20 protein-coding genes and 1 pseudogene are annotated in these 20,944 nt (G+C 60.7%); 16 read left to right on the forward strand and 5 right to left on the reverse strand.

All coding sequences use genetic code 11. From position 1 onward, the window contains the following. Positions 1–65: 65 nt before the first annotated feature. A complete protein-coding gene (locus TC41_RS03855; RefSeq protein WP_014463696.1) occupies positions 66–614 on the forward strand; it encodes a hypothetical protein in 549 nt (182 codons plus the stop codon). 29 nt (positions 615–643) lie between these two features. On the opposite strand, the gene TC41_RS03860 is transcribed toward TC41_RS03855, so the two are convergent. After that, a complete protein-coding gene (locus TC41_RS03860; protein ID WP_041695002.1) occupies positions 644–1,483 on the reverse strand; it encodes a DODA-type extradiol aromatic ring-opening family dioxygenase in 840 nt (279 codons plus the stop codon). Between the two features lie 117 nt (positions 1,484–1,600). Between TC41_RS03860 and TC41_RS03865 the strand changes: the two genes are divergently transcribed. From TC41_RS03865 to TC41_RS03880, 4 genes are all read left to right on the forward strand, one after another. After that, entirely contained in the window at positions 1,601–2,014 is a 414-nt protein-coding gene (locus TC41_RS03865; protein ID WP_014463698.1) for a DUF2294 domain-containing protein, read from the forward strand. Between the two features lie 300 nt (positions 2,015–2,314). Further along, positions 2,315–3,106: a formate/nitrite transporter family protein gene (locus TC41_RS03870; protein WP_014463699.1), complete on the forward strand. Its 792-nt coding sequence runs from the start codon at positions 2,315–2,317 to the stop codon at positions 3,104–3,106. A 114-nt stretch (positions 3,107–3,220) separates the two neighbouring features. Beyond that, a complete protein-coding gene (fdhF, locus tag TC41_RS03875) occupies positions 3,221–6,205 on the forward strand; it encodes a formate dehydrogenase subunit alpha (protein WP_014463700.1) in 2,985 nt (994 codons plus the stop codon). A gap of 3 nt (positions 6,206–6,208) precedes the next feature. Further along, positions 6,209–6,706 (forward strand): DUF1641 domain-containing protein, encoded by a 498-nt coding sequence (locus tag TC41_RS03880; RefSeq protein ID WP_014463701.1) that lies wholly within the window; start codon positions 6,209–6,211, stop codon positions 6,704–6,706. 70 nt (positions 6,707–6,776) lie between these two features. Here TC41_RS03880 and TC41_RS03885 read toward each other — a convergent pair whose 3' ends face one another. Further along, positions 6,777–7,964, reverse strand: a complete 1,188-nt coding sequence (locus tag TC41_RS03885) for an NAD(P)/FAD-dependent oxidoreductase (RefSeq protein ID WP_014463702.1) — start codon at positions 7,962–7,964, stop codon at positions 6,777–6,779. Between the two features lie 348 nt (positions 7,965–8,312). Between TC41_RS03885 and TC41_RS03890 the strand changes: the two genes are divergently transcribed. Beyond that, positions 8,313–8,705, forward strand: a complete 393-nt coding sequence (locus TC41_RS03890) for a rhodanese-like domain-containing protein (RefSeq protein WP_014463703.1) — start codon at positions 8,313–8,315, stop codon at positions 8,703–8,705. A 53-nt stretch (positions 8,706–8,758) separates the two neighbouring features. Here the strand turns inward: TC41_RS03890 and TC41_RS03895 are convergent, their stop codons facing one another. After that, positions 8,759–9,583 (reverse strand): aldo/keto reductase, encoded by an 825-nt coding sequence (locus tag TC41_RS03895; RefSeq protein WP_014463704.1) that lies wholly within the window; start codon positions 9,581–9,583, stop codon positions 8,759–8,761. A gap of 131 nt (positions 9,584–9,714) precedes the next feature. Here TC41_RS03895 and TC41_RS16400 point away from each other — a divergent pair, with 131 nt between their 5' ends. The 8 genes from TC41_RS16400 (at position 9,715) to aspD (ending at position 16,990) form a co-directional block, all read left to right on the forward strand. After that, positions 9,715–9,864: a hypothetical protein gene (locus tag TC41_RS16400; RefSeq protein ID WP_014463705.1), complete on the forward strand. Its 150-nt coding sequence runs from the start codon at positions 9,715–9,717 to the stop codon at positions 9,862–9,864. Continuing rightward, positions 9,851–10,438, forward strand: a complete 588-nt coding sequence (locus tag TC41_RS03900) for an IS607 family transposase (protein WP_041695004.1) — start codon at positions 9,851–9,853, stop codon at positions 10,436–10,438. The genes TC41_RS16400 and TC41_RS03900 overlap by 14 nt, the downstream gene beginning before the upstream one ends. Beyond that, positions 10,410–11,561: an RNA-guided endonuclease InsQ/TnpB family protein gene (locus tag TC41_RS03905; RefSeq protein ID WP_014463707.1), complete on the forward strand. Its 1,152-nt coding sequence runs from the start codon at positions 10,410–10,412 to the stop codon at positions 11,559–11,561. The genes TC41_RS03900 and TC41_RS03905 overlap by 29 nt, the downstream gene beginning before the upstream one ends. A 156-nt stretch (positions 11,562–11,717) precedes the next feature. Then, positions 11,718–12,131 (forward strand): hypothetical protein, encoded by a 414-nt coding sequence (locus tag TC41_RS03910; protein ID WP_049784326.1) that lies wholly within the window; start codon positions 11,718–11,720, stop codon positions 12,129–12,131. Positions 12,132–12,274: 143 nt separating this feature from the next. Then, entirely contained in the window at positions 12,275–13,876 is a 1,602-nt protein-coding gene (gene cimA / locus TC41_RS03915; RefSeq protein ID WP_014463709.1) for a citramalate synthase, read from the forward strand. Further along, positions 13,873–15,264, forward strand: coding sequence for an MFS transporter (locus TC41_RS03920; protein WP_237700026.1), 1,392 nt, complete (start codon positions 13,873–13,875; stop codon positions 15,262–15,264). The genes cimA and TC41_RS03920 overlap by 4 nt, the downstream gene beginning before the upstream one ends. Positions 15,265–15,334: 70 nt before the next feature. Beyond that, entirely contained in the window at positions 15,335–15,526 is a 192-nt protein-coding gene (locus TC41_RS16725; protein ID WP_081462241.1) for a hypothetical protein, read from the forward strand. After that, positions 15,527–16,990: an aspartate 4-decarboxylase gene (aspD, locus tag TC41_RS03925; protein ID WP_081462242.1), complete on the forward strand. Its 1,464-nt coding sequence runs from the start codon at positions 15,527–15,529 to the stop codon at positions 16,988–16,990. On the opposite strand, the gene TC41_RS03930 is transcribed toward aspD, so the two are convergent. Together TC41_RS03930 and TC41_RS03935 are read right to left on the reverse strand one after the other, a co-directional pair. Beyond that, complete coding sequence (locus tag TC41_RS03930) at positions 16,991–18,142, reverse strand: RNA-guided endonuclease InsQ/TnpB family protein (RefSeq protein WP_014463713.1); 1,152 nt, start codon at positions 18,140–18,142, stop codon at positions 16,991–16,993. After that, positions 18,114–18,702 (reverse strand): annotated as a pseudogene (locus tag TC41_RS03935) (IS607 family transposase). Before TC41_RS03935 ends, TC41_RS03930 begins: the two are co-directional and overlap by 29 nt. 300 nt (positions 18,703–19,002) lie before the next feature. Between TC41_RS03935 and TC41_RS03940 the strand changes: the two are divergent. Together TC41_RS03940 and TC41_RS03945 are read left to right on the forward strand one after the other, a co-directional pair. After that, a complete protein-coding gene (locus tag TC41_RS03940; protein WP_014463715.1) occupies positions 19,003–19,998 on the forward strand; it encodes an FTR1 family iron permease in 996 nt (331 codons plus the stop codon). Between the two features lie 145 nt (positions 19,999–20,143). Beyond that, positions 20,144–20,941, forward strand: coding sequence for an HAD family hydrolase (locus tag TC41_RS03945; protein WP_014463716.1), 798 nt, complete (start codon positions 20,144–20,146; stop codon positions 20,939–20,941). The last annotated feature ends 3 nt before the right edge of the window (positions 20,942–20,944 follow it).

Below are 20,944 nucleotides of genomic sequence, written 5' to 3' on the forward strand. Positions count from 1 at the left end.
AATGGATGAAATGGGGGAATAGCGGGCAAGCTAGGGTCATCGAAATTCGATGGAGGCGATGACCCATGGGGCCCGCTCTTCTGCTTTCTATCGCGTTCTTCGGATGGTCCCATCCGAGCACGAACCCCGCCCTCGCTGCGACGCGGCAGGCGGTGTACGGGCCGATGATGCACGCCGTTCACCTGGACGAGGCACATCACGTGGTGACGGTCGATCTGCAGCCCGTGGCAGGACCTCGCGCGTCTTCGCCGCTGGAGGCGACGGACGGGCGCGGCGTGACGGCGCCTGTCTCTCCCGACGCGTACACGGACGGCCGGGACACGGGCCGCACGATGCGTGCCAACCGCGGCGCGCTCGTGCTGTCCGTGCCGCTTGGCTGGGAGCTCGACGTCGAGGGGATAGGGGCCGACAGGTGCCAGATGCGCACCGCGGACCTCGATCACCTGGCGTTTCAACCCATCCCTGGTGCGGCGGATGGGCTTCATCGTCGTTTCCTGCTGGGGCATCCCGGCACGTATCGGCTCGTAACCGCTGACGCCGGGCAGGTGTCGAGCGTACTCGACACCGTCGTCGTATCGCCCCACTTGCGCGAACCCGTCATCGGTGCGCCGTAACCGTTCGCACGCTCGGGCATCGCTCGCCGTCACACCAACTGCGCGCACAGCATGCCGAAATAGGTCGGCCGCTCGTAGGACAACACGCGCGGGTGCCGCTCGCCCTTGGGCACGGCACCCGCGAGGACCAGGGCTTGCCACAGGCCGTCCGGCCGAGCGTGTTGAATCATCTCGCCTGGAAAGTCTGCTAGGCGTTCCAATTCTCCTGCCGCGATGACTCGCACCACTTCCTCGTCGAGCCTCGCGGCGTCTTCGTGGTAGCCGTACGGCCCGTCTTCTGCATGCGCGTGCGCCCAATCGCAGCTCGCAATCAGGGCGGCCCGGCGACGGAGCGCATCGCACGCGGCTCGGATCGCCTGGCCCAGGCGGACGTGTTCCTCAAACGGGCGGGATGGCGCCGTCTGAATCACGACCACAGGGCGATCTGGCACGAAGAAAAGCGGGATCATCGTTCCCCAGTCGAGCGGGAGCGTGGACAGAGGACCTTCCGCGGTGGCGAAGTTGAGGACCGCGATGGGCAGGTGGGGTGACGCGAACTTTGCGATCTCGCGCGCGAGTTCGCGATCCACGGCGCGGCGCATGTGAACGCGGTTGCCCTTGTCGAGGCGGTGCACACGCACCATCAGCGCCGCGGTCTGCTCGCTCAACTCGCCTTCCATGTAGGCGCTTGCAGTAAGGGTGAACTGGCCCTCCGCGCGGATGCCGTGCGGGGTGATGACGATGAACGCGTCGGGATCGGCAGTCTGGGCGGTGCGACCGAGTTCCACGAGACTTGCGCGCGTTTTGGCCATGAGATCCGGGCTCTCGCCGGCCAGTTCAGGGAGAACAGGCAGGCCGTGTGGTGCAATGGCTGCAAAGACGATGCTCATGGAATCGCCTCCTGACGCCACTGTAGACGAAATCTCGCGCGAACGCCACATTTGGCTGACGTAAGAGAAGCGGCTACAATAGAGTCAGAGGAGCGAGACGGCCGGGGGCGATGGGGAATGCCGAAAAGTCGCGAACAGGCGTTTAACGAGATCGTTCGCAGGGTGCGAAAGGAGTGCTTCGGCAAGGGACCGGAGCGGATCCACACGGTGTTCGTCGATAACATGGCCATCTCCGTGCTGCAAGGTAATCTGACGCCGACGGAAAAGTTCATCAGCCGAACGCCCGAAGGGGCCGAGATGGTGCGCTTGGCGCGGACGAGCATGATTCAGGAGCTGTACAAGCGGAAGGTCCCGGAGGGTCTGGAAGAGGTGGCGGGCTCGAAGTTTCTATACCTGTTTTCCGACTTCAAGGTGGAGGAGGACATGGGGGTTTCGGTCTTCATTTTTGAGCGCCCCATTCCAAAAGAGCCCCTTCCGGACGGATTCATCTGCGGCAAACAGGCGAATCAAGCGCAAGAATCCGCAGAATGAGTTGTATTCGGATTCACTTCGAACGTGCTATAATGTAAGTCCGTGGCGGGTGCATTCGCGTGAGTGGGCGCGCTACGAAACCATTGGCTCGGCGCTTGAATGGTTGGCCTGTAGGTTCTGCAGGCGAACACATCGGCACAAGTTGACCGCAACAGGCGGCAATTTGTGTCTTTTTTTGTGCGCGCAGCGGATAGGTCATGATGGTTTTCGTTTTAGGTATGAAGCTCGCCGCGCTGCACAAGGTAAGGTTGGGCACGATGTGAACGAGAAGAGCGCTGAGGAGAAAAGGGTGAGAGTCGAATGAGCAACGGGTTCTTGAGTCCAGCGGAAATTGCGCAACTGGCAGTGGAGGTCGGGGAAAAGAAGTCGAAGGAAGCATGGTGGAAGCTGCTCATTCTCGGCATTCTGGCGGGCGCGTTCATCGCACTGGGGTTCCTCGTCGACATCCGGGTGACGGCCAGCCTGCCGGACAGCCTGGCGTCCATCAAGAGTCTGATAGGCGGCGCGGTATTTCCTGTCGGCCTCATGCTGGTAGTCATCGCGGGTGGCGAACTTTTGACCGGCAACATGATGACGGTGCCCATTGCCGTGCACGCGGGGCGCGCGAGCATCGGCGGTCTCGTGTACAACTGGTTCTGGGTGCTCGTGGGCAATCTCCTCGGTTCGCTGTTCGTCGCGGGCGCGTTTGGCGTCGGCGCGCACCTGCTCACGGCGGATCCGTTCAAGGCGACGGTGATTGCCATCGCGACGGCCAAAGCGAAGCTCGCGTTTGGGCCGACCATTCTCTCAGCCATTGGGTGTAACTGGTTGGTCTGCCTCGCGGTCTGGATGGCGTATGGTGCCAAGGACATCGTGGGCAAGATCTTCGCCATCTGGTTCCCCATCATGGCGTTTGTGGCCATTGGCTTCCAGCACGTCGTGGCCAACATGTTCGTGCTCCCGGCAGGTCTGTGGGTCGGCGCCGACTACTCGTGGGGCAAAATCATCGAGGAATGGTGCGGTGCGTTCATCGGCAACGCCATCGGCGGCTGGATTTTCACCGCGCTTGCGTATTACCTCGTCTACCTGACGAAGTCTCGGCGCGAGGCTTGATTCGCTCGTTCCGTCGCCCGCCCGCCATGACCGCGCCCTTGCCGTGGGGCGCGGCCCGTCTACGCGGCCGTCTGTCTCCTCTCGCGCAAACTGAAAGAGAAAGGGGATATCGGCATGATCGATATCAGGACCGAAGCACAGGTCGAGGCGCGGACCGTGCAAGTCGAGATCGACGGCAAGGAAGTCACGGTGGAACAAGGCGCGTCTGTGCTCGACGCCATCCTGTCCACGGGGCAGGAACATCCGCATGTCTGTTATCATCCGGCCCTCGGCCCCATTGAGACGTGCGACACCTGTATTGTCGAGATTAACGGCAAGCTGATGCGCGCTTGTTCGACACCTGTCGAGGACGGAATGGTGGTTCGAACCAAATCCGTCGCCGCGCGGTACGCCCGCAAAGAGGCGATGGATCGCATTTTGAAGAACCACGAACTGTATTGCACCGTGTGCGACAACAACAACGGCAACTGCGTGCTGCACAACACGGTGATGCAGATGGGCGTGGAACATCAGGCGTACCCGTTCACGCCCAAGCCGTACGAGGTCGACATGTCGAACCCGTTCTATCGGTACGATCCGCAGCAGTGCATCCTTTGCGGCCGCTGCGTCGAGGCGTGTCAAAACCTGCAGGTGAGCGAGGTTCTCTCCATCGCGTGGGACCGCGAGGTGCCGCGGGTCATCTGGGACAACGACGTGCCCATCAACGAGTCGTCGTGTGTGTCATGTGGCCACTGCGTGACCGTCTGTCCGACCAACGCGCTCATGGAAAATCCATGCTTGGGGAAAGCGGGTTTCCTCACGGGCATTGAAAAGCCCACTCTCGAGAAGATGATCGACATCACCAAAAAGGTCGAACCCGGTTACTCGTCCATCTTCGTCGTCTCCGAGATAGAGCACGAGATGCGCGAGGCGCGCATTCGGAAGACGAAGACGGTCTGCACGTATTGCGGCGTGGGCTGCGCGTTCGACGTATGGACGAAGGATCGGCATATTTTGAAGGTCGAGCCGCAGATGGAGGCGCCGGTCAACCAGATCTCCACGTGCGTCAAGGGGAAGTTCGGCTGGGACTTCGTGAACAGCCCGGATCGCTTGACCAAGCCGTTGGTGCGCAAGGGCGATCGGTTCGTGGAAGTGACCTGGGACGAGGCGCTCGACGTGATCGAACGGCGCATCAAGGAGATCCAGGCGAAGTACGGGTACGACGCGGTGGCGTTCATCTCGTCGTCCAAGACGACCAACGAAGAAAACTACTTGATGCAGAAGCTCGCGCGCGCCGTCATGCACACGAACAACATCGACAACTGCTCGCGCTACTGTCAGTCGCCTGCGACCGAAGCGCTGCGGCGGACCATGGGGCTCGGCGGCGACACCGGGTCCATCAAGGACCTCGAGTTGGCCGATCTCGTCCTGATCGTCGGTGCGAACCCTGCCGAGGCGCATCCTGTGTTGTCGACGCGCCTCCGCCGTGCGCAGAAGAAGCGCGGCCAGAAGCACATCGTGGCCGACGTGCGGCGCAACATCATGGCCACACGCGCCGACCTCTTCATTCAGCCGCGCCAAGGCACGGACTTGGTGTGGCTGTCCGCGGTGACGAAGTACATCATCGACCAGGGCCGGCACGACGAGGCGTTCTTGCGGGATCGGGTGAATGGCTTCGACGAGTACGTCCGGTCACTTGAGAAGTTCACGTTAGATTACGCGAGCGAGGTCTGCGGCCTTCGCAAAGAGGAACTCATTCGCGTGGCTGAGATGATCATGGAGGCAGAGCGCGTCGCCGTCTGCTGGGCCATGGGCGTGACGCAGCACCGCGGCGGCAGCGACACGTCGACCGCCATCTGCAACTTGCTCTTGGTAACGGGAAACGTGGCGCGTCCTGGCACCGGCGCGTATCCGCTGCGCGGTCACAACAACGTGCAGGGAGCGGGCGACATGGGCTGTGCGCCTCCGTTCCTGCCTGGGTACGAGCGAGTGGACAACGAAGAGCAGCGGCGGAAGTGGGAGAAACTATGGGGCGTCGAACTGCCGACCACGCCAGGTCTCAACAACCACCAGATGGTGGACGCCATTCACGAAGGCAAGCTCAAGGCGATGTATTTGTGCGGCGAAGACATGGCCGTGGTCGACTCCAACGCCAACTATGTGGAGGACGCCTTTCGGAAACTCGAGTTCTTCGTGGTTCAGGACGTCTTCCTTTCCAAAACCGCGCAGTTTGCCGATGTGGTCCTTCCGGCCTGCCCGAGCTTGGAGAAGGAGGGAACCTTCACGAACACCGAGCGCCGCATCCAGCGCCTGTACAAGGTCCTGGATCCGCTCGGCGATTCCAAGCCGGATTGGGAGATCATTCAGATGGTCGCCAACCGGTTTGGCGCCAACTGGAACTACACATCTCCGCGGGAGATTTTTGAGGAAATGGCGAGCGCGGCCGATTTGTTCCGCGGGGCGTCGTATGACCGCCTCGAAGGCTATCGGAGTCTGCAGTGGCCCGTGCTTCCGGACGGCACCGATACGCCGCTTTTGTACACGGACGGCTTCGCATTCCCAGACAAAAAGGCCCGGCTGTATCCTGTCGACTGGACACCGCCCATCGAAGTCGGCGAGGAATACGATCTCGAATTGAACAATGGGCGGTTGCTCGAGCACTTCCACGAGGGCAATATGACGAGCCGCGTGCCCGGGATCCACGAGAAGGTGCCGGAGACCTTCGTCGAAATTTCGCCGGAGCTCGCAAAGGAGCGCGGCGTGCAGGACGGTGCGCTGGTGCGCCTTGTCTCCCCGTACGGCAGCATCAAGGTGCGCGTGGCCGTGACGGATCGCGTGTCCGGAAAACACGTGTACGTCCCGCTCTTGTCCCATGCGGACGAGGAGGCGGTGAACCGCCTGACATCGAGCGATCACGACACCGCCACCTATACGCCTGCCTATAAGGAGATGCGCGTGCGCATGGAGGTCATCCAATCGTGCGGTGAACCGCCCATCAAGCGCGGGAACTTCCGCTTGGGCAAGCCGAACCCACAGCCCGGTGTGAATGTCGAGCAAAAGTGGGCGCGCAAAGACTATGTGCCGTTGGTGACGGATCGCGCCCTCGTGAAGGAGGGTTGAGCCGTGGCGGAACCGATTCAGGTCATTCAGCGCCGGGAGGAGACGCTCGAGGAGCGGCGCCAACGCGTCCTCGAGCGCCTGGCGGACGAGGTGGTGCACGAGGAGCAGGCGGCGGAGCGTTTGATTCGACTCGTGGCGCTGGCCGAGGAGAAAGGGCTTCTGCCGATGCTCACTGCGCTTCTTGAACGCGGAGACCGGATTCTGGCGCACGTCGTGGATCTGCTGGCTCGCGATGAGTACTCCTCTGCGCTGCAGAACGCCATCGGCTTGGCTCAGGCGCTCGGGAAATTTGATCCAAGTCTGCTAGCCAGGCTCGTGGACGCTGTCGCAGGTGGGCTCGCGGACGCAAAAGAGGCGACATCCGCTGACGGGAAGCCGCTCGGCGTGTTCGAACTGCTTGCGCTGCTGAAGGATCCGAATGTATCGTATGCGCTGAGGTTCCTTCTGCGCTTTTTGTCCGGAATGGGCAAGGCTCTTCAGTCGCAAGGCTCCTCAGACTGAAGGCGCAATTTCTCGGGAAATGTCGAACCAAAATGGGCCGCGGTCAGAAGCCGCGGCCTTGCTTGTGTTGTCATATCTCCAGCCATTGTCGATAGCGCTTGAAGAGGATTACAGGACCTCCTAAATGCATTAAATATTTCATCTTCGATCCGTCCTTGAGCACGAGCGCGGTGGCGCCGGTCGCGTGATGCTTGCCGATCTCAGCCACGCCGTACCTGGGTCCAAGCGAAGCCACCATGCCGTGATCGTGGTAGACAAATGGCAACGGAGGGCGCCCCTGTGCTCTTCGCACGAGATTCGCACCGAGGTGATGGCCCATCTGTTCAGCCACCTGCCCGGTGGGCGGCAGGACGTTGCCGCGAGCGTCGGTGAAGCGCGCGCAATCCCCAATGACGTACACGTCGGCCAAACCCCTGGCCATCAGGAACTCGTTCACGTCCACTCGGTTTCGCGCGTCCACCGGAAGCCCCGCTTCCTTCAACAGGGCGGGTGCTTCGACGCCGCCCGTCCAGACGAGCGTGCCGGCTTCGAGCTTTCGGCCCGACGCGAGCCGATACGCCTGCGGTTCGGCTCCGGCCACGCGCTCGTTGAGAATCAATTCCACGCCGCGTTCAACGAGCTTCGTCTGAGCCACAGCTCGGAGTTGGTGGTCCACGTCGGGAAGAATCTCGGCGTGCGCGTGGATCAAACCTAGGCGTAGGTCCGAAACGGGCAGTCCGAGCTCGCGCACGCGCTTCGGCAACCAGTCCGCCCATTCGCCAATGAGTTCGACCCCTGTCAGGCCGCCGCCTGCCACGAGCACCCTGAGGTGGATGGGGTCCCCCGTTTGTTGGCACCGCTCGAGTTCTCGTTCCACATGGTGATGGAGTTCCATCGCGGCGAGCAACGAATCCAGCCGGAACGTGTGCTCCGCCACGCCCGGAAGTCCGAAGGTGGCCGTGCGGCTCCCGAGCGCCACAATCAGCGTGTCGTATGCCAGCGTGGCGCCGTCGGTTTCGACGAGCTTGTCCGAAAGCCGCAGGTTCTTGACTTCAGCGATGACGATCTCGCTCGTCTTTCGATGAAACAGGTCTTCCAGCGATAGCGCATACGTATGCGGGTCATGTCGCGCCCCAGCGACTTCGTGTAGAAGCGTCTTGAACGTGTGGTACGGCTCGCGATTTACAAGTGTAAACGGAATGCCATGCCGATCCAGTTCCAGCGCTACGGCGAGGCCACCGTATCCCGCCCCTAGAATCACAATTCCACCCAAATGCACTCTCTCCTCTCGCTCTGATGATACACGAATCGAGAGAAGAGAGGAGCCGAGGAGACTCGACGGCGCTGTCGTCTCTTAAAAAATGGAGCCACGCTTGCGCGCGGCTCCGGATGGGTCTCAATTCGTATAGGCGCCGTACGGAACGAGGAGGATGAACAGCACGAAGATGATGAGAAACACGACAGCCCAGCGGGTGTAACCACCGAAGACACCGTACATCGTCTCAGCACCTCCTTGTCGTTCGATGGTTCACTGTATGTACGCGGGCGCGACATTGGGTGGACGGATGCCCGGATCGGAGGCGTATAATGGTCAAGCAAGGATCTCTTTGGAGGAGGGCGAATTTTCGTGGCATTGACCTTTCGGCAGATGGTGCAAAAAGCCAAGGAGAACGTGCCAGGGCTGACCGCCGCGGAGGCGAAGAAGCGGCTGGAAGAAGACCCGAACACCCTCGTCATCGACGTGCAGGATGCGGCGGACGCCGGCGCTTGCGGGCTCATCCCGTCGAGCGTCAACATCTCGCTCGGGATGCTTCCGATTCGCGCTGATCTGGAGCTTCCGAAGGAACTGCGCGATGAGCGCCTCGCGGATCGCAATCGGCCCATCATCACGACCTGTGGAGCCGGTGGACAAGCGGCTCTGGCGGCGTACGTGCTGAAACTCATGGGTTTCACGAACGTCGCGTACATCGAAGGCGGGACGGCTGCGTGGAAGCAAGCTGGCTATGAGGTCGTACACTGATGTACAAGGAGTGTTCGTAAAAGAGAAAGCGCCCCATTTGGGCGCTTTCTGCCTTAAAAGGTGTCGGGATCGGGTCCGAAGCGATGGTTCTGGTTGAGCGCGCTGATGCGTCGCATGTCTTCATCGGACAGCGAGAAGTCGAACAGGTCCGCGTTTTCGAAGATGCGCTCTCTGCGAACCGATTTGGGGATGGTCACCACCTCGTTCTGCAGATCCCAGCGAAGCACAATTTGGGCGGGCGTCTTGTGGTACTTCTGTGCCAGCTCTTGCAGGACCGGGAGATCGAGATTCCCTCGCATAATGGGACTCCACGCTTCCAGTTGAATGTGATGCTTCCGGCAGAACTGCCTCAGGGGTTCCTGGGTCAACAGAGGGTGATATTCCACCTGGTTGACCGCCGGGACGACGTTGCCGTGCGCGAGGATATCCTCGAGATGATGAATTTGAAAATTGCTTACCCCGATGGCTCTGGCAAGTTTCTCGTCGTAGATGCGCTCGAGTGCACGCCAGGTCTCGCGATACTTCCCGCTCACCGGCCAGTGGACCAGATACAGATCCACGTAGTCGAAGCCGAGGCGCTTGAGGCTTGCTTCGAATGCACGAAGCGTCTGGTCGTAACCTTGATCGGTATTCCAAACCTTGGTCGTGACAAAGACCTCACTGCGGGGTAGTCCTGATTCACGGACAGCTTTCCCAACGCTCTCCTCATTGGCGTAAAAAGCCGCGGTGTCGATATGGCGGTAGCCGGCTTCGAACGCGAAGCGGATGGCCTGTTCGACTTCGGCACCTGCCTGCGCCTTGTAGACGCCAAGCCCGAGCCACGGCATCTTGACTCCGTTGTTCAGGGTGACGGTGTCCTGCGCGTGTTGTGCGACCATTGCGGTGCAGCCTCCCTCTCGCAATTGGTATCCGAGTGCCAAACACGATTATACCGCAAGCGCGAAGCGGTGACCGTTCATGGGCTGGTGCCATACAATGCTCCAACACGCATCAGGTTGGAGGTTTCACGATGGCACTGACCGCCTCGCACTGGCTGTATCTGGCTGTCGTCGCGTTGGTCGTCCTCGGCATGGCCATGCGCCGAGGGGCCGAGAACTGCTCATTGAATGATGGACAATCATGTACATTTGATGTATTTTATTTCTATGAAAATAAGTGATTGGGCAAGAAAGAATGGAATCACGTACAAGACCGCCTGGCGTTGGGTAAAAGAAGGCCGGATGCCCGTGCCTTTTGAGCAAACTCCTTCGGGCACCATCCTTGTTCACGAACCCGAGTCTTCCACGGAGAATGCCGTGGCCTTGTATGCCCGCGTGTCAAGCGCCGATCAAAAAGCCGATTTGGATCGCCAAATCGCACGACTCATGGAATTTGCAACGGAACAGAGGCTTGTCGTGGTCAAGGCGGTCACGGAAATCGGCTCGGGCTCAACGGGACATCGACCGAAGCTCATGAAACTACTGTCCAATCCAGATGCGCATACGATTGTGGTGGAGCATCGGGATCGGCTCATGCGGTTCGGGTTTGAATACGTCGAGGCGGCTTTGGCGGCTCAAGGCCGACGAATCCTCGTCGTGGAGCCAGGTGAGGTCAAGGACGACTTGGTGCAAGACATGATCGAAGTCCTCACGTCGTTTTGCGCGCGGTTGTACGGGCGACGTTCCGCTCGTCACCGCGCCAAGCGCGCTTTGGAGGTTTTCAAACGTGAAGATTCATCGGGCGTATCGGTATGAGTTGGCGCCGAATCGGATGCAACGGAGCCTGCTTGCCAAGCACGCAGGTGCGGCCCGATTTGCGTACAATTGGGGGCTTGCCAGACGCATCGCGCTCTATGAAGAGACGGGGCAAAGCACGAACGCCATCGAACAGCATCGGGAACTCAACCGCCTGAAGAAAACCGACTTCCCGTGGATGTACGAGGTCTCCAAATGCGCCCCGCAGGAAGCGCTGCGGGACTTGGATCGCGCGTTTCAACACTTTTTTCGCGGGTTGAAGGAGGGACGCAGGGTCGGATTCCCTCGCTTCAAGAAAAAAGGGCGCGACGATTCATTTCGCCTGACGGGTTCGATTCGCGTCTTGGACAACGCCATACAACTGCCTCGGCTCGGGCGGATTCGGCTGAAAGAAAAACCGCATGTCGAAGGCCGAATCCTGTCGGCGACGGTCAAGCGGGAGGCGGACCGATGGTATGTGAGTTTGTCGGCAGAAACGGAGATTCCGGACCCTGTTCCACCTTCGGGCGAGCCGGTGGATGTGGATCTGGGGGTCTCGTGGTTTTTGACGTTGTCTGACGGGACGAAAATCGAGGCGCCAAAGCCGCTCGCCCGATACCTTCGCCGCTTAAGGCGGTTATCGAAGCGGCATAGCCGAAAGAAACCAGGCTCGCGAAATCGGCGGAAGTCGGCGCTGGCGCTTGCCCGGCTGCACCGGAAGATCCGCAACATACGGCAGGACTTTTTGCACAAAGTGACGACGGAGCTCGCGAAAACCAAGCGAGCAATCGCCATGGAAGACCTGCATGTGCGAGGCATGGTGCAGAATCGAGCGTTGGCGCGAGCCATTTCGGACGTGGGTTTTGGCGAGTTTCGGCGAATGTTGACGTACAAGTGTGCGTGGTATGGCTCGGAACTCATCGTGGCACCACGGTTTTACGCGAGCAGCAAGACGTGCTCGGCGTGCGGGTACGTGATAAGCGAGCTGCCATTGTCGGTGCGGGAGTGGACGTGCCCGGCGTGCAGCACGCGGCATGACCGCGACATCAACGCAGCGAAAAATCTTTTGAGAATCAGTACCGCGAGTTCCGCGGGAAGTGACGCCTGTGGAGATCCCTCTGGCGGGGCGGCCTTCGGCTGCTAGTCACGGGTCGTAGAAGCAGGAAGCGAGAAGTGGACATTTGTCCATGAATCGCAGAACGGTGCGGCCGCGTTCCACGTGATGTCGTGTTTGCAGGACGGCTTCACATTCTCCGTACGGGTCTTTGCACCCGTCATTCCAATTTCAGGATTTTTTCTCATGGGATCGCCAGAGGTGTCACCCGAGATCCTCGGGCCTGGAGCACCTGGGTTTCTCTTCGATCTCGGACGTGCCCTCATCCACCACGTACCTCTGTCCGTCGCTCCTGTGGCCATCATGATTGTGCTGGTCGGCGTGATTGCAGGCCTCGATGGGTCTGGGTTTTCTGGACTCGTGCTCGTGGGTACGCTCGCCCAGGCGCTCGGTCAGCCCATCGGCGCGAACGTCGCGATGCTTGCAGCGCTGGGACAGATGGGCTCCGTGTGGAGCGGAGGAGGAACATTAGTGCCGTGGGGCGTGTTGGATATCGCCGGCGTCACCGGTTGCGACCCCGAACTCTTGACGCGGCGCAATTTTCTACCGGTCATGTGTGGCCTGGCAGCAGCTACGGGTCTCGCCATCGCGCTTGCGTAGCCGGGATCTTTTGTGTTCACCAGGGGTACATTTTACGTTCGAGTCGGTCTGGACATTTCCTAAGATTCCGTTCATATTGAAACATAGCATCCCTTCGATGGGTCTTAGATAGAGATTTCACGGAGTGGCGAGGAGATGAACGAATGAACTACGTGTATTTGCTTGATACCACGCTGCGCGACGGTACCCAGGGCGAGGGCGTCAGCCTGACGGTCGCCGACAAACTCAAGATTGCAGAAAAGTTGGATGATCTCGGCGTCGCCTACATCGAAGGCGGTTTTCCGGGAGCAAATCCGAAGGATGAGGAGTTTTTCCGAGCCGCGAAGTCGCTTCACCTCAAGCACGCGAAGCTCACGGCATTTGGCTCGACACGCCGTCCCGGCGTCCGCGTCGAGGATGACGCGGGTGTGCGGGCCGTGCTAAACGCTTCGACGCCCGTCGTCGCGATCGTCGGGAAGGCCTGGGATTTTCACGTCACGGAGGCCCTCCGCATCGATCTCGACGAAAACCTCGCGATGATCCGGGATACCGTGCGTTACTTGAAACAGCACGGCCGCGAGGTCATCTTCGACGCGGAGCACTTTTTCGACGGATTCAAGCGAAACCGAGCGTATGCGCTCGCGACGGTTCGGGCGGCGTGGGAGGCCGGCGTGGACTGGGTGGCGCTTTGCGACACCAACGGCGGGAGCATGCCGCATGAGATCCACGAGGTGGTGGCCCAAGTCATTCAGGAAGTGCCAGTTCAAGTCGGCATTCACACGCATAACGACTGCGAACTAGCGGTGGCCAACAGCCTCGCCGCAGTTCAGGCGGGTGCCCGGATGGTGCACGGAACCATCAACGGCATCGGGGAACGCTGCGGGAATGCCAATTTGGCCTCCGTGATTCCGAACCTTGAGCTGAAGCTCGGGTATCCGTGCCTGCCTTCCCGCGATCACCTGCGGCTGTTGACGCCGGTGGCCCGGTTTGTTGGGGAAGTCTGCAATCTCGTGGCGCACAGTTACCAGCCATTCGTCGGACACAGCGCATTCGCCCATAAGGGCGGCATCCACGTGAGCGCCATCCAGCGAGATCCCGAGACGTATGAGCACATTCCACCGGAAGTCGTCGGCAACGAGCGCCGTGTGCTCCTGTCCGAGTTGTCGGGCGTCTCGAACGTCTTGGCGCAGGCGCAGGCGTTCGGCATTCCCACGGAGGGACGCGAGACCGAGCTCAGGCGTTTGCTTGAGCGCATCAAGCAGATGGAGCACATGGGGTATCAGTTCGAAGGTGCCGAGGCGTCGCAGGAACTTTTGTTTCGTAGGGCCCTCAACGATTTCAGACCGCCTTTTCAAGTCCTTGCTGTGCGCGTGGATACCGACGTGCAACGCCAAGGCGAGGCGACATCTCAGGCCATCATCAAGCTCGAGGTGGACGGGGAGATCGTCCACACCGTGTCCGAGGGCAACGGCCCGGTCAATGCGCTTGACGCGGTGCTGCGCAAAGCGCTCGCCCCCTATCGTCCCGAGATCCGCCGCATGCATCTCACGGACTACAAGGTCCGCGTGTTGGACGAAAAGGATGCGACGGCGGCGAGAGTGCGCGTGCTGATAGAGTCGACGGACGGCGATCACGTCTGGCGGACCGTGGGCGTATCGGAGAACGTCATCGCGGCGAGCTGGGAGGCGCTCGTCGACAGCATCCAGTACTACCTGGCGCTCGTGGTACCGAGTCAGCCCTGGTCGAGGCTTGAAACAATTGGATGAAAGCGCGACAATGGAAGGCGAACATCGACGCGACGCGGAGCGCCGAAGCCCAAGCCCTGGCTCGGCGCTTCAGCTCTGAGTGGGGGGTGCCGGTGGAAGCATCGGGTGCAGAGCGCGCCAGGGACCGACGTGGACGCCCAGTGTCCTGGCAACGGACGCTTTGGACGATGTGCGCCGTGCAAGCCATCATGATGATGGCCTTTTCGAGTATGAACCCGTTTCTGGCGCTTTTCATCAGTCAGCTAGGCGTCCACAACCCGCGCGCCGTGGATCTCTGGGCTGGAGCCGTGGCAAGTGCCAACTTCCTCATGTCGGCCATCATGTCCCCCGTGTGGGGATCCGTCGCGGATAAGCGCGGCAAGAAGCTAATGGTGATGCGGACTACCCTTGCCATTGCCATTGCCACCAGTCTGATGGGATTGTCCCGGAACGTGTATGAGCTTCTTGTCATCCGCATGTTGCAGGGGGCGTTCAGCGGGTTTTCGGCGTCTGCCAACGCGCTCGTCGCGAGCACGATTCCGGAGGAGCGGCTGGGATTCGCACTGGGATGGCTTTCGACATTCGCCATGGTCGGGAGCCTCGTCGGCCCCCTTTTGGGCGGCGTGCTCGTCGACGCATTTGACCATAACTATCGCATGGTGTTCTATCTCACGGCGGCGTTCGCCACCACTGCGTTCCTCTTGACCTGGACAATGATTCGAGAGCCGAAAACATCGTCTGGCGAATCGAATGGCATGGGCCGGCGCATGGGGCTCATTGCCCAGTTCAAGGCTGTGCGAGACCTCCGCAGCGTTCAGGTGATGTTTTTCGTCCTCTTTGCCGCTCAGTTCTCGGTCATGAGCGTACAACCGGTTCTTCCGCTGTACATCCGGGAGCTCGTTGGACGGGATCCGCAGCTGTTCGGCGTGATCGGCACGCTTTCCGGTGCATGCTTCGCCGTGACAGGCATCGCGGATCTGATCTTCTCTCCGTTTCTCGGCAAGCGAAGCGACCGGATCGGTTACCGCAAGGTGTTGTCGATCTCGCTGGTCGGCGCCGCACTGTGCTACATTCCGCAGGCCCTCGCGCCGAACGTGTGGGTGTTTATGCTTGGACGGTTCCTGCTTGGGGCGTTTATCGGCGGCATCTTGCCCACCGCGAACGCGCTCGTGGGCCGCATGACGCCCAAGGAGATGCGAGGGCGCGTCTATGGACTCACGGCCAGTTCCACCTTCCTCGGCAGCTTTGCCGGTCCCCTCATCGGGGGAGCTGTGTCTGCTGGATTTGGGATTCGCGTCATGTTGGCGGCGGTGATCTTGCTCTACTTGGCCAACTTTGCGTGGGTGCGCTTGAGAGTCTGTGAGTGGCGAGAAGGCGAGGGCGGGCATTCGGCGGATAACGGGCCGTGATGCCGGGAAACCTGGAGAGGAAAACAATGGATTGGCCTGAGATCTGTAGCACAGGACGAGGAGGATGGCGGTGAATCGAGCGAACGGTCAGCCGGAGGCGCTTCGCCTTCCGCACGACGCAGCTTCTCGCCGCGCGATGGAAAAGTCGTACGAAGACGAGAGCCCTTTCGAGTTGCGGAACGAGCTCCTGGCGCTCGCGCGGCGTCACGACGAGAAGCGAGCCCGGGCGATGCTCGATGCGGCGCGCGGCAACCCCAACTAGATTGCGGCTGCTCCACGCGACGCGTTTTGGTGTATTGGCCAGTTCGCGCTGGAAGAGGCGAGGCGCGTCTGGCAGGAGGGCGATCTCGCCGGTATGCCGCATCCAGACGGGATCGCCCGACGGTTTGACGATTTCGTGCAGCGCTACGCAGAAACGCCTGGCTGTCAAGTGCTCCTCGAGTGCCTGGATGCGGCCGCACAGCGCGGCCTCGACCGCGAAGAACTCCTGTACGAACTTGTGGACGGCGCCACAGGCGACAACTATCCCACGCCTGAACGCATGCTGCCGTATGTGGAGCGCGTCCTCGCCCACTATCTCAGCGAGGAGATCTGCGGAGGCCGTGTTCAACCGGCCGACTTGCAGCTGTTTGCCACGGAGGGCGCGACGGCCGCGATGTGTTACGTGTTCGATTCGCTCGCGGCGAACGAGCTCTTGTCACCTGGCGCGAAGGTCGCCGTGATGGTGCCCACTTTTCCGCCGTACGTGGAGATCCCTGCGCTTGACAGGTACCGGTTTGACGTGATCGAAATCCGGGCAACCGGTCGCAATCCAGGGGGCGAACCCACTTGGAAGTATCCACCAGACGAGCTCCGCAAGGTCGCGGATCCATCCGTGCAGGCACTGTTTCTCGTCCATCCATCCAATCCCCCGTCCGTTGCCCTCAGCCACGAGACGCGCGAGACGTTAGTGGATATCGTCCGCCGACACAACCCCGATCTCATGATGATCACGGACGATGTGTATGGCACATTCGTCGAAGGTTTTCGATCGCTCGCCGCGGAACTCCCCGAAAACACGCTGCTCGTGTACTCCTTGTCAAAGCACTTCGGCGTGACAGGCTGGCGGCTGGGCGTCGTCGCTCTGCACCGCCAAAACGTGTTTGACAAGCGCCTTCAGCGACTGCCCGCTCAAGCGCGTGCTCGCCTCGGCGCGCGGTATCGGATCCTTTCGCGCGAGCCCGACGGGCTTCCCTTCATCGACCGGATGGTGGCCGACAGTCGTCAAGTCGCGCTCAACCACACTGCGGGGCTGTCGGCGCCTCAGCAGGTACAGATGGCGCTCTTCGCGCTCTACGCCTTGACCGACCGCGGTCAGCGGTACAAGGCTCAGGTACGCGCTATCTGCCACAGGCGGATGGCACGCCTGTACCAGGCGCTTGGGGTCGAGATGCCCCACATTCCTCTCTGGACCGAGTACTACACCGAGGTCGATGTCGTCGCGCTCGCGCGGAGGCGGTACGGGGACAAGTTTGTCGAATATCTGCAGGCCCAGTACGAGCCGGTCGACATCCTCTTTCGCCTGGCTGAGTCGTCGGGCATTGTCTTGTTGAACGGCGGTGGCTTTCATGCGCCCGCGTGGTCCGTGCGCGTGTCGCTTGCGAATCTGCCGGACGACGCCTACGACACCGTTCTGCGATTCATGGACAAATGTCCACTTCTCGCTTCCTGCTTCTACGACCCGTGACTAGCAGCCGAAGGCCGCCCCGTCAGAGGGATCTCCACAGGCGTCACTTCCCGCGGAACTCGCGGTACTGATTCTCAAAAGATTTTTCGCTGCGTTGATGTCGCGGTCATGCCGCGTGCTGCACGCCGGGCACGTCCACTCCCGCGCCGACAATGGCAGCTCGCTTATCACGTACCCGCACGCCGAGCACGTCTTGCTGCTCGCGTAAAACCGTGGTGCCACGATGAGTTCCGAGCCATACCACGCACACTTGTACGTCAACATTCGCCGAAACTCGCCAAAACCCACGTCCGAAATGGCTCGCGCCAACGCTCGATTCTGCACCATGCCTCGCACATGCAGGTCTTCGATGGCGATTGCTCGCTTGGTTTTCGCGAGCTCCGTCGTCACTTTGTGCAAAAAGTCCTGACGTATGTTGCGGATCTTCCGGTGCAGCCGAGCAAGCGCCAGCGCCGACTTCCGCCGATTTCGCGAGCCTGGTTTCTTTCGGCTATGCCGCTTCGATAACCGCCTTAAGCGGCGAAGGTATCGGGCGAGCGGCTTTGGCGCCTCGATTTTCGTCCCGTCAGACAACGTCAAAAACCACGAGACCCCCAGATCCACATCCACCGGCTCGCCCGAAGGTGGAACAGGGTCCGGAATCTCCGTTTCTGCCGACAAACTCACATACCATCGGTCCGCCTCCCGCTTGACCGTCGCCGACAGGATTCGGCCTTCGACATGCGGTTTTTCTTTCAGCCGAATCCGCCCGAGCCGAGGCAGTTGTATGGCGTTGTCCAAGACGCGAATCGAACCCGTCAGGCGAAATGAATCGTCGCGCCCTTTTTTCTTGAAGCGAGGGAATCCGACCCTGCGTCCCTCCTTCAACCCGCGAAAAAAGTGTTGAAACGCGCGATCCAAGTCCCGCAGCGCTTCCTGCGGGGCGCATTTGGAGACCTCGTACATCCACGGGAAGTCGGTTTTCTTCAGGCGGTTGAGTTCCCGATGCTGTTCGATGGCGTTCGTGCTTTGCCCCGTCTCTTCATAGAGCGCGATGCGTCTGGCAAGCCCCCAATTGTACGCAAATCGGGCCGCACCTGCGTGCTTGGCAAGCAGGCTCCGTTGCATCCGATTCGGCGCCAACTCATACCGATACGCCCGATGAATCTTCACGTTTGAAAACCTCCAAAGCGCGCTTGGCGCGGTGACGAGCGGAACGTCGCCCGTACAACCGCGCGCAAAACGACGTGAGGACTTCGATCATGTCTTGCACCAAGTCGTCCTTGACCTCGCCTGGCTCCACGACGAGGATTCGTCGGCCTTGAGCCGCCAAAGCCGCCTCGACGTATTCAAACCCGAACCGCATGAGCCGATCCCGATGCTCCACCACAATCGTATGGGCATTTGGATCGGACAGTAGTTTCATGAGCTTCGGTCGATGTCCGTTGAGCCCCGAGCCGATTTCCGTGACCGCCTTGACCACGACAAGCCTCTGTTCCGTTGCAAATTCCATGAGTCGTGCGATTTGGCGATCCAAATCGGCTTTTTGATCGGCGCTTGACACGCGGGCATACAAGGCCACGGCATTCTCCGTGGAAGACTCGGGTTCGTGAACAAGGATGGTGCCCGAAGGAGTTTGCTCAAAAGGCACGGGCATCCGGCCTTCTTTTTACCCAACGCCAGGCGGTCTTGTACGTGATTCCATTCTTTCTTGCCCAATCATTGAGTTTCATAGAAATGAAATACATCAAATGTACATGATTGTCCATCATTCAATGAGCAGTTCTCAGCCCTCGGACGCGAACTCGTCTCGGCGCTCGACGCGTACGCGGAGGAATGGAGGCGCGGCGGGGGCGAGGCATGACGGCGCGCTCGATGTGTTTCGCAGGCACATGTCTGTTCGCATCCCCACACGGCATAAATTTTTAACGACAAACTCTTGCGATTAGGTTCGTCTAACTTGTAGAATACCTCCTAGAAAGTTGACTCCGGAAGTCAAGTATGCGGCGCCGCGGATCTAGGAGGATGTTGAGATGTCCATCGCATGGCGGAATATTGGGTGGAAGAAGGCGCTCGTGTGGGCATGTGCTGCTGTCGTGATTGCCGCGCTGGTCTGGCAGGGCGTGACGGCTGGCGGCAACCCGGATCCCACGAGCCATAACATCGGGCGAGGAGCGGCCATCGTCGATACGGGCATCCTCGTCTTTCGCGAGGGGTTGGAGACCATCTTGGTGCTCTCCGCCATCACGGCGAGCCTGATGCGGACCGGCCAAGGGTACTGGCGCCCCATCTCGGCCGGCGCAGGCCTCGCGTTTGCGGCGACACTGCTCACGTGGTTTGTCGTCGTGGGCATCATTGCTCTCGTGGGTCAGACGGCGCCTGAACTGTCCATCCAGGCGGCCACCGGGCTCTTGGCGATCATCGTCCTGCTCATCGTCATGAATTGGTTCTTCCACCGGATCTATTGGACTGGCTGGATCAGCTTCCACAACCGAAAAAAGAAGGAGATTATCGATCAAGCGGAGCGGGGCGCACAGGCGAGATCGCTCGCGTACCGAGGCCTTGTGGTGTTGGGCTTTACCTCGGTGTACCGCGAAGGGTTTGAAGTGGTGTTGTTCCTGCAGAACACGCGAATGCAACTGGGCTCGGGCGTGGTGGTGATTGGCGCCGGCATTGGCCTCGCGCTGACGCTCATGGTGGCCGTGCTCACGTTCTTCGCCCACCGAAAGCTGCCCTACAAGCGCATGCTGGTGCTGACGGGCGTCATGCTCGGGGTGGTGCTTCTCGTGATGGTGGGCGAACAGGTGCAGGAGATGCAGCTCGCGGGCTGGCTGCCATCTACGCCGCTCAACCTCGGTCTACCGGACTGGGCGGGGCTCTGGTTCTCCTTGTTCAACAATTTGCAGAGCATCGTCGCCCAGGCCCTGGCGGCCGTCATCGTCCTCGGCTCTTACTTCGGCGCCCAGTACCTCCGCGTCTGGCGCCCGCGCCGCGAAGCTGCTCGCGAGGCGCAGGCGCTCTCCGAATGAGCTCAAGCTCCGGCGGCTTCGCCCAAGCCAACACTCACGTCCAGCGCGTGGGTGCTTTTTTTTCGTGCAACCCCGCTTTGCCGAGCCGCCTCCGACGGGCTCCTTATGTTACCATGAGTTCAGAGAAAGCTAGGAGGGAGAGGCCATGTCCATTCGCTTTGCGTTTTTTGATATCGACGGCACGCTCATCGACGATCGGCGCCAGCTTTCGCCTCGCGTTGAGGAGGCCATCGCAGCGCTGAGGAGGCGAGGTGTCGAGACGGCCATCGCCACGGGACGGGCGCCGGACCAACTTCGGCCCATCGCCGAGCGTCTCGGATTTGATTCGTACGTGTGCTGCAACGGCGCTCTCGCCGTGTATCGCGGCGAAAAGGTGCTCGCGGCGCCTGTGCCGCGCGACGTAGTGGCCTCGTTCGTCGAACTCGCTGAATCGAGCGGCTTTTCCGTCGTGGTCGCCGGAGGCGAGGCGTGCTACGCCAATCGCCGCCATGACCCCGAAATCCGTGAGGCATACCGGTTCCTGGGCTTGCCGAGCGAGCCCGTCTACGATCCCGACGCGTGGAAGCGGGAAGACATCTATCAACTCTATCTCTTCTGCAAGCCGGGCCAGGAGTTTCCGTTTGTCGAAGCGTATCGCGATGCGCTTCGGTTCATACGGCCCCATCGCTTTTATCTCGATGTGTTTCCCGCAGGCGTGTCCAAAGCGACCGGTGTCGAGGCCATCTTGCGCCGCGCCGGCTGCAGCAAGGACGAGGTCGTGGCGTTTGGCGACAGTGAGAACGACGTCGAGATGCTGACGTACGTGGGCATGGGCGTCGCCATGGGAAATGCCGCCGAGTCGGCGAAACGCGCGGCCAAGCGGATCACGGGCTCCGTGGACGAGGGCGGCATCTTCGCCGCACTTGTCGATCTCGGCCTCATCGAAGGGCAGCCGGTGTCGTGATGG

Origin of the sequence: Alicyclobacillus acidocaldarius subsp. acidocaldarius Tc-4-1 (assembly GCF_000219875.1) — a bacterium.
Classification (GTDB): Bacteria; Bacillota; Bacilli; order Alicyclobacillales; family Alicyclobacillaceae; genus Alicyclobacillus; species Alicyclobacillus acidocaldarius_A.